This is a genomic window from Noviherbaspirillum sp. (assembly GCF_036846085.1).
Classification (GTDB): Bacteria; Pseudomonadota; Gammaproteobacteria; order Burkholderiales; family Burkholderiaceae_D; genus Noviherbaspirillum.
Genome location: NZ_DAIUCO010000332.1, coordinates 1 through 5,053 on the forward strand (window position 1 = coordinate 1; position 5,053 = coordinate 5,053).

General features: G+C 61.5%; 8 protein-coding genes. 4 read left to right on the forward strand and 4 right to left on the reverse strand.

The features are described 5' to 3' along the window. The 3 genes from V7080_RS23965 to V7080_RS23975 all read left to right on the forward strand — a co-directional run. A partial coding sequence (locus V7080_RS23965) for a sensor histidine kinase (protein WP_334190894.1) occupies positions 1-372 on the forward strand: 372 nt, incomplete at its 5' end. After that, positions 369-1,067 carry a two-component system response regulator KdpE gene (gene kdpE / locus V7080_RS23970; protein ID WP_334190895.1) on the forward strand — a complete coding sequence of 233 codons (699 nt, stop codon included), beginning with the start codon at positions 369-371 and terminating at the stop codon, positions 1,065-1,067. The genes V7080_RS23965 and kdpE, both read left to right, overlap by 4 nt. A gap of 20 nt (positions 1,068-1,087) precedes the next feature. After that, entirely contained in the window at positions 1,088-1,507 is a 420-nt protein-coding gene (locus tag V7080_RS23975; protein WP_334190896.1) for a secondary thiamine-phosphate synthase enzyme YjbQ, read from the forward strand. Between the two features lie 105 nt (positions 1,508-1,612). Here the strand turns inward: V7080_RS23975 and V7080_RS23980 are convergent, their stop codons facing one another. After that, positions 1,613-2,209: a hypothetical protein gene (locus V7080_RS23980; RefSeq protein ID WP_334190897.1), complete on the reverse strand. Its 597-nt coding sequence runs from the start codon at positions 2,207-2,209 to the stop codon at positions 1,613-1,615. Between the two features lie 60 nt (positions 2,210-2,269). Next, positions 2,270-2,506: a hypothetical protein gene (locus V7080_RS23985; RefSeq protein WP_334190898.1), complete on the reverse strand. Its 237-nt coding sequence runs from the start codon at positions 2,504-2,506 to the stop codon at positions 2,270-2,272. Between the two features lie 231 nt (positions 2,507-2,737). On the opposite strand from V7080_RS23985, the gene V7080_RS23990 reads away from it, so the two are divergent. After that, positions 2,738-3,922: an NAD(P)/FAD-dependent oxidoreductase gene (locus tag V7080_RS23990; protein WP_334190899.1), complete on the forward strand. Its 1,185-nt coding sequence runs from the start codon at positions 2,738-2,740 to the stop codon at positions 3,920-3,922. Positions 3,923-3,973: 51 nt separating this feature from the next. Here V7080_RS23990 and V7080_RS23995 read toward each other — a convergent pair whose 3' ends face one another. After that, positions 3,974-4,450: a NuoB/complex I 20 kDa subunit family protein gene (locus V7080_RS23995; protein WP_334190900.1), complete on the reverse strand. Its 477-nt coding sequence runs from the start codon at positions 4,448-4,450 to the stop codon at positions 3,974-3,976. Positions 4,451-4,564: 114 nt separating this feature from the next. Beyond that, the coding region (locus V7080_RS24000) for a helix-turn-helix domain-containing protein (RefSeq protein ID WP_334190901.1) at positions 4,565-5,053 on the reverse strand (489 nt) is incomplete at its 5' end.

Sequence of the window (5,053 nt, forward strand, 5' to 3'; positions counted from 1 at the left end):
GTGCTGTGCAACCTCCTGGACAATGCGGCCAAGTACACGCCTGCCGGCAGTCCGCTGCTGATCACCGCGGCACCGGATGGCACGGTCGTCCGCGTGTCCGTGGAAGACCGCGGCTGCGGCGTGCCGGAGGAAGCGCGCGAAGCGATCTTTGAAAAATTCACCCGCGGCGCAACCGAATCCTCCCTTGCGGGCGTCGGATTGGGGCTTGCCATTTGCCGGACGATCATTGCCGCCCATGGCGGACGGATTTGGGTTGAAAGCCGCAGCGGCGGCGGTGCCGCGTTCGTATTCACGCTGCCGGCCGGGTCGCCCCCCGCGGCTCACGGTATGCCGGAATGGGAGGAAATGCACGGAACCGAAGGTGTTCCATGAATGCGGCCGCGGCGCATATTCTACTGATCGAGGACGAGAAGCACATCCGGCGCTTTCTGCGCATATCGCTGGAAGCGGCCGGCATGCGCGTCAGCGAAGCGGAAACCGGCAGGGAGGGCATGGAATGCATCGGCTTGCGGCGGCCGGATCTCGTCGTACTCGATCTCGGTCTGCCCGACACGGATGGCATCCAGGTCATTCGGCAGTTGCGCACCTGGGCGGCTTTTCCCATCGTGGTGTTATCCGCGCGCAGCGAGGAAATGCAAAAAGTCCATGCGCTTGATGCCGGTGCGGACGATTACCTGACCAAGCCTTTCGGCGCACCGGAGTTGCTTGCCCGCATACGCGCCCACCTGCGCAAGCGGCCATTGAAAGACGCCCAGGCCCCTGAACCGATAGTGCGCTTCGGAGACGTCACGGCCGATTTCCTGCGCCGCCAGGTGACGCGCAACGGGGAACCCGTTCATCTCACCCCGATCGAATACCGGCTCCTGGCGACATTGGTGCGCAATGCCGGCAAGGTCCTGACACATGCCTACCTGTTGCGTGAGGTATGGGGACCGGGCAATTCGGAGCGCAGCCACTACCTGCGCATTTACATGGGGCATTTGCGACAGAAACTGGAAGACGACCCGGCTCGTCCGGCGTACATACTGACCGAGACGGGCATCGGGTACCGGCTTGTCTTCGAGTGACGGGCCATGGGGACATGGATATGAAAAGCTACCGCAAGGAACTCTGGTTCAACACGCCGACGCGCCGCGCGTTCATCAACATCACGGGCCAGGTCGAAGCATGCCTGGCCGAAAGCGGCGTCAGGGAAGGGCTGGTGCTGGTGAATGCGATGCATATCTCGGCGTCGGTATTCATCAACGACGATGAGCCGGGACTGCTTCATGACTACGAAGTGTGGCTGGAAGAGCTGGCGCCGCATGCGCCGGTCGGACAGTACCGCCACAACGACACCGGCGAGGACAATGCCGACGCCCACATCAAGCGCCAGGTCATGGGCAGGGAAGTGGTAGTGGCGATCACGAACGGCCAGCTTGATTTTGGTCCGTGGGAGCAGATCTTTTATGGCGAGTTCGATGGCATGCGAAGAAAACGGGTGCTCGTCAAGATTATTGGCGATTGACCCCGCTGCAGGATGCGCACTGATACGCCGTGCCGGCAGGTGTAGGGGCAGCGATTGATGCAGAAAAGCATGAACCGCCGCGACCTTCGCCGTGCCTGCCCGAACTCAATAATGACGCCGGTTCGCCATCATCCTGTCGACATCCTGACTCAGCATGGCGATCTCCTCCCGCAGCTGCTGGCGCTCCGTCTGGGTCACGACGCCGTCCGACTTGAACGCGGCTTCGCGGCGGTGAATCTGGCGTTCCCGTGCAAACAGGGCATTTGATTCCCGTTGCGTAAGGTTCCCGGTCCGGATGCCATGCTGGATGCGGGCGCGGATATCGTATTGCGCCCTGTCGATGCCCTGCGTGCCATTTTGCGGCTGGACGGCGACATGCCGGTTGGCAAGCTTGCGCTCCACTTCCGCATGCATATTGTCCAGCTCCTCGCGCAACTGCCGGCGCTCCTGCGGCGTCGCGTTGCCATCCCGTTTCATCTGCATTTCTCGGTACTGCAGGTTCCGCTCGCGCGCATGCAATTCTTCCGCTTCATGCGGGGTGATGTGGCCGGAGGCGATGCCCTGCTGTATGCGCGTGCGGATCTGCTGTTGCGCATTGTCGATGCCTGGCGTACTGGCGTGCTGCGCAAACGCCGGCGCGATGCCGATGCAGCTCACGATGGCGGATGCGACAACGGAAAAGACAATTGATCTGGCTTTCATGTTTTGACACTCCTGTTGAAGTTCGTTTGCTTGCATCATCGATATGCAAATGGTCGGACATTAATAGCGGTTGGGATTGTTGGGGCGACGGTCGTGACGGTTCGGTATGCCGTCCCGGTCGCGGTCCCAGTCGCGGTGGCGGCCATGCCCGTGACCATGCGCCTGCCGGTGGGGATAGGCGCCGCCGTCGGACCGGACGGTGCCCGTCACGTGCACGCCTGCGTCACTGACGGGCACGGCGACGCAACCGGTTAAGAGGCCGCCGATGGCGGCCAGGGACAACATCAGCTTTTTCATCTTGACTCCGTCGAACGTCGTTGGTGGTAGCTGTATTACAAACGACGCAGACGAATCCGCCAATGAAAAATCGGTAAGGCGGGTTACCAGATGTATGTACCGGAATGTATATGCCATGTATCGAAATGCGTTGCATCCGTCACGCTATACTGCATGCGGCGACCTGTCGCACACCGGTGCCGGTCACCCCGGGGCCGACCATGACTGAGCGCCTCGTTCGAAAGGAATGACATGAACACCTCAAAAAGCAGATTCGATGTCGTGATCATCGGCGGCGGCATCATGGGTTCCTCGGTCGCGTACTTTTTGAAACAGCGCGATCCGTCGATCGACGTCGCGGTCATCGAGCCGGATCCGACGTATGAGTTCGCCTCCACGGTCCGTGCTTCGGGCGGCGCCCGCCGGTTGTTTTCCTGCCCTGAAAACATCGAAATGTCGAACTTCAGCATCGACTTCATCAAGCGCTTTCCCGAGGAGATGGCGGTCGGTGGAGAACGGGCGCACATCGACTGGATCGAGCAGGGCTATCTGTTCATCGTCAACGGCGACCAATCGCTGCGGGCGCTCGAGGAAAATGCACAGACGCAACGTGCCAGGGGCGCGGAGATCCGGCTTCTCGACCGTGACGGCCTGCGCCAGCTTTTCCCCTCGATGTACGTGGACGACCTCGACGGCGCGGCCTACTCGCCACGCGACGGCTGGTGCGATCCGAGCGGCTTCCTGCAGGGAATGAAGAAGAAGGCGCGATCGCTCGGCGTCGACTACATCCAGGCGAAGGTCACCGGATTCACGTCGTCGGATACGCTGCTCACGGGCGTTACCCTGAGCACCGGCAATGAATTGGTTGCGGACATTCTCGTCAATGCCGCCGGCGCATGGGCAGGGCAGGTCAGTGCAATGGCGGGCATGTATTTGCCAATCAGCCCGTTGCGGCGTTTCGAGCATTTCTTCACCGGCCACCACAAGATCGAGCCGCTTCCCTACGTCAAGGATCTAAGCCGCCTTGCCTTCCGGCCGGAGGCACACGGCTATTCCGGCGGGCTGGTGAATTCGGACGAGCCGCGCGGTTTCAATTTCGATGTCAACCACACCTATTTCGACGAGGTCGTATGGCCTGCACTGGCCCACCGGTTCCCGTTCGCTTTCGAGGGCGCGAAATGTCATCGCACATGGTCCGGCCTGTACGAGCAATGCGAGCTCGACGGCAACCCCATCATCGGCAACTGGAGCGGCCATCATGAGAACTTCTACGTCGTGGCGGGATTCTCCGGGCACGGCATGATGCACGCGCCGGCTGCCGGACGCGGCATCGCGGAGCTGATCCGCCATGGACGTTTCGAGACGATCGACCTCGGCCGGTTCGGCTATGAGCGCGTCATCCGGCACGAGCCCTATCGAGAGCGCGGCATTCTTTGACCGTATATCGGTCGTCCTGCGCTGCCCATTGTTGCAGCGGCTTCCGTCGCGCTAGCGTCGGATGACGCGCGATCGCCGGACTTTCTGCTGCAGTTGCATGATGCCGTAGATGAGCGCTTCCGCCGTCGGAGGACAGCCCGGCACGTACACATCCACGGGAATGATGCGGTCGCAGCCCCTGACGACCGAATAGGAGTAGTGATAGTACCCGCCGCCGTTCGCGCACGAGCCCATGGATATCACGTACTTCGGGTCCGGCATCTGGTCATAGACCTTGCGCAACGCCACCGCCATCTTGTTGGTGAGCGTGCCGGCGACGATCATCAGGTCGGCCTGCCGCGGACTGGCGCGCGGCATGATGCCGAAACGGTCCATGTCGTATCGCGACGCCGCCGCCTGCATCATCTCGACGGCGCAGCATGCCAGCCCGAACGAGAGATACCAGATGCTGTTGCTGCGGGCGTTCGCGAGCAACTCTTCGGCGCTGGTGAGAATATATCCGTGGCTTTCAAGCGAAGTGGCGTCCATGATGCGCTCCCGTTCAATCGCGACAAGAGTAATTGAAAGCGGACGAAAAAAATTGTACCGACACGACATCCGGCGGCATTCCGGTGCCGCCGTGCCGGTGTTTTGCGGATGGCGCTAATCCAGGTAGGAGGCCAGTTCGTCGGGGCGCAGCTGCCAGAAGTGATAGATGGATTCGCTCTCATTCCGGGCCTTCGCGAATCGACCTGGGGATTCACCGACGAACTGGCGGAAATCCCGGATGAAATGCGCCTGGTCGACATAGCCTGCGTCGTGTGCGATGCGGGACATTTCTCCGGTTTGCGAAGCACCTTGTATCAGCCTGCCGAGCGCGCTGGAAAACCGCGCAAGCCGGCGATAGTCGCGCAGCGAAAGGCCGTAGTTGACCAGGAAGCGGCGTTCGAGCTGACGCGTGCTCATCGCCAGGCTGCCGGCGAGTTCGCCTGCCGGCAGCAGCACATGCTCCAGAGACAGTTTCGGCAGAACCGATGATCGGCCACGCCCGGCGAGCAAGCCTTGCAGCAGGAAATCCTCCACGCATTCAATGATGTCCTGGTCCCCGGAAGCATCCATGAGCCGTTCCAGGAGCGCGGTGACCGTGTGGCC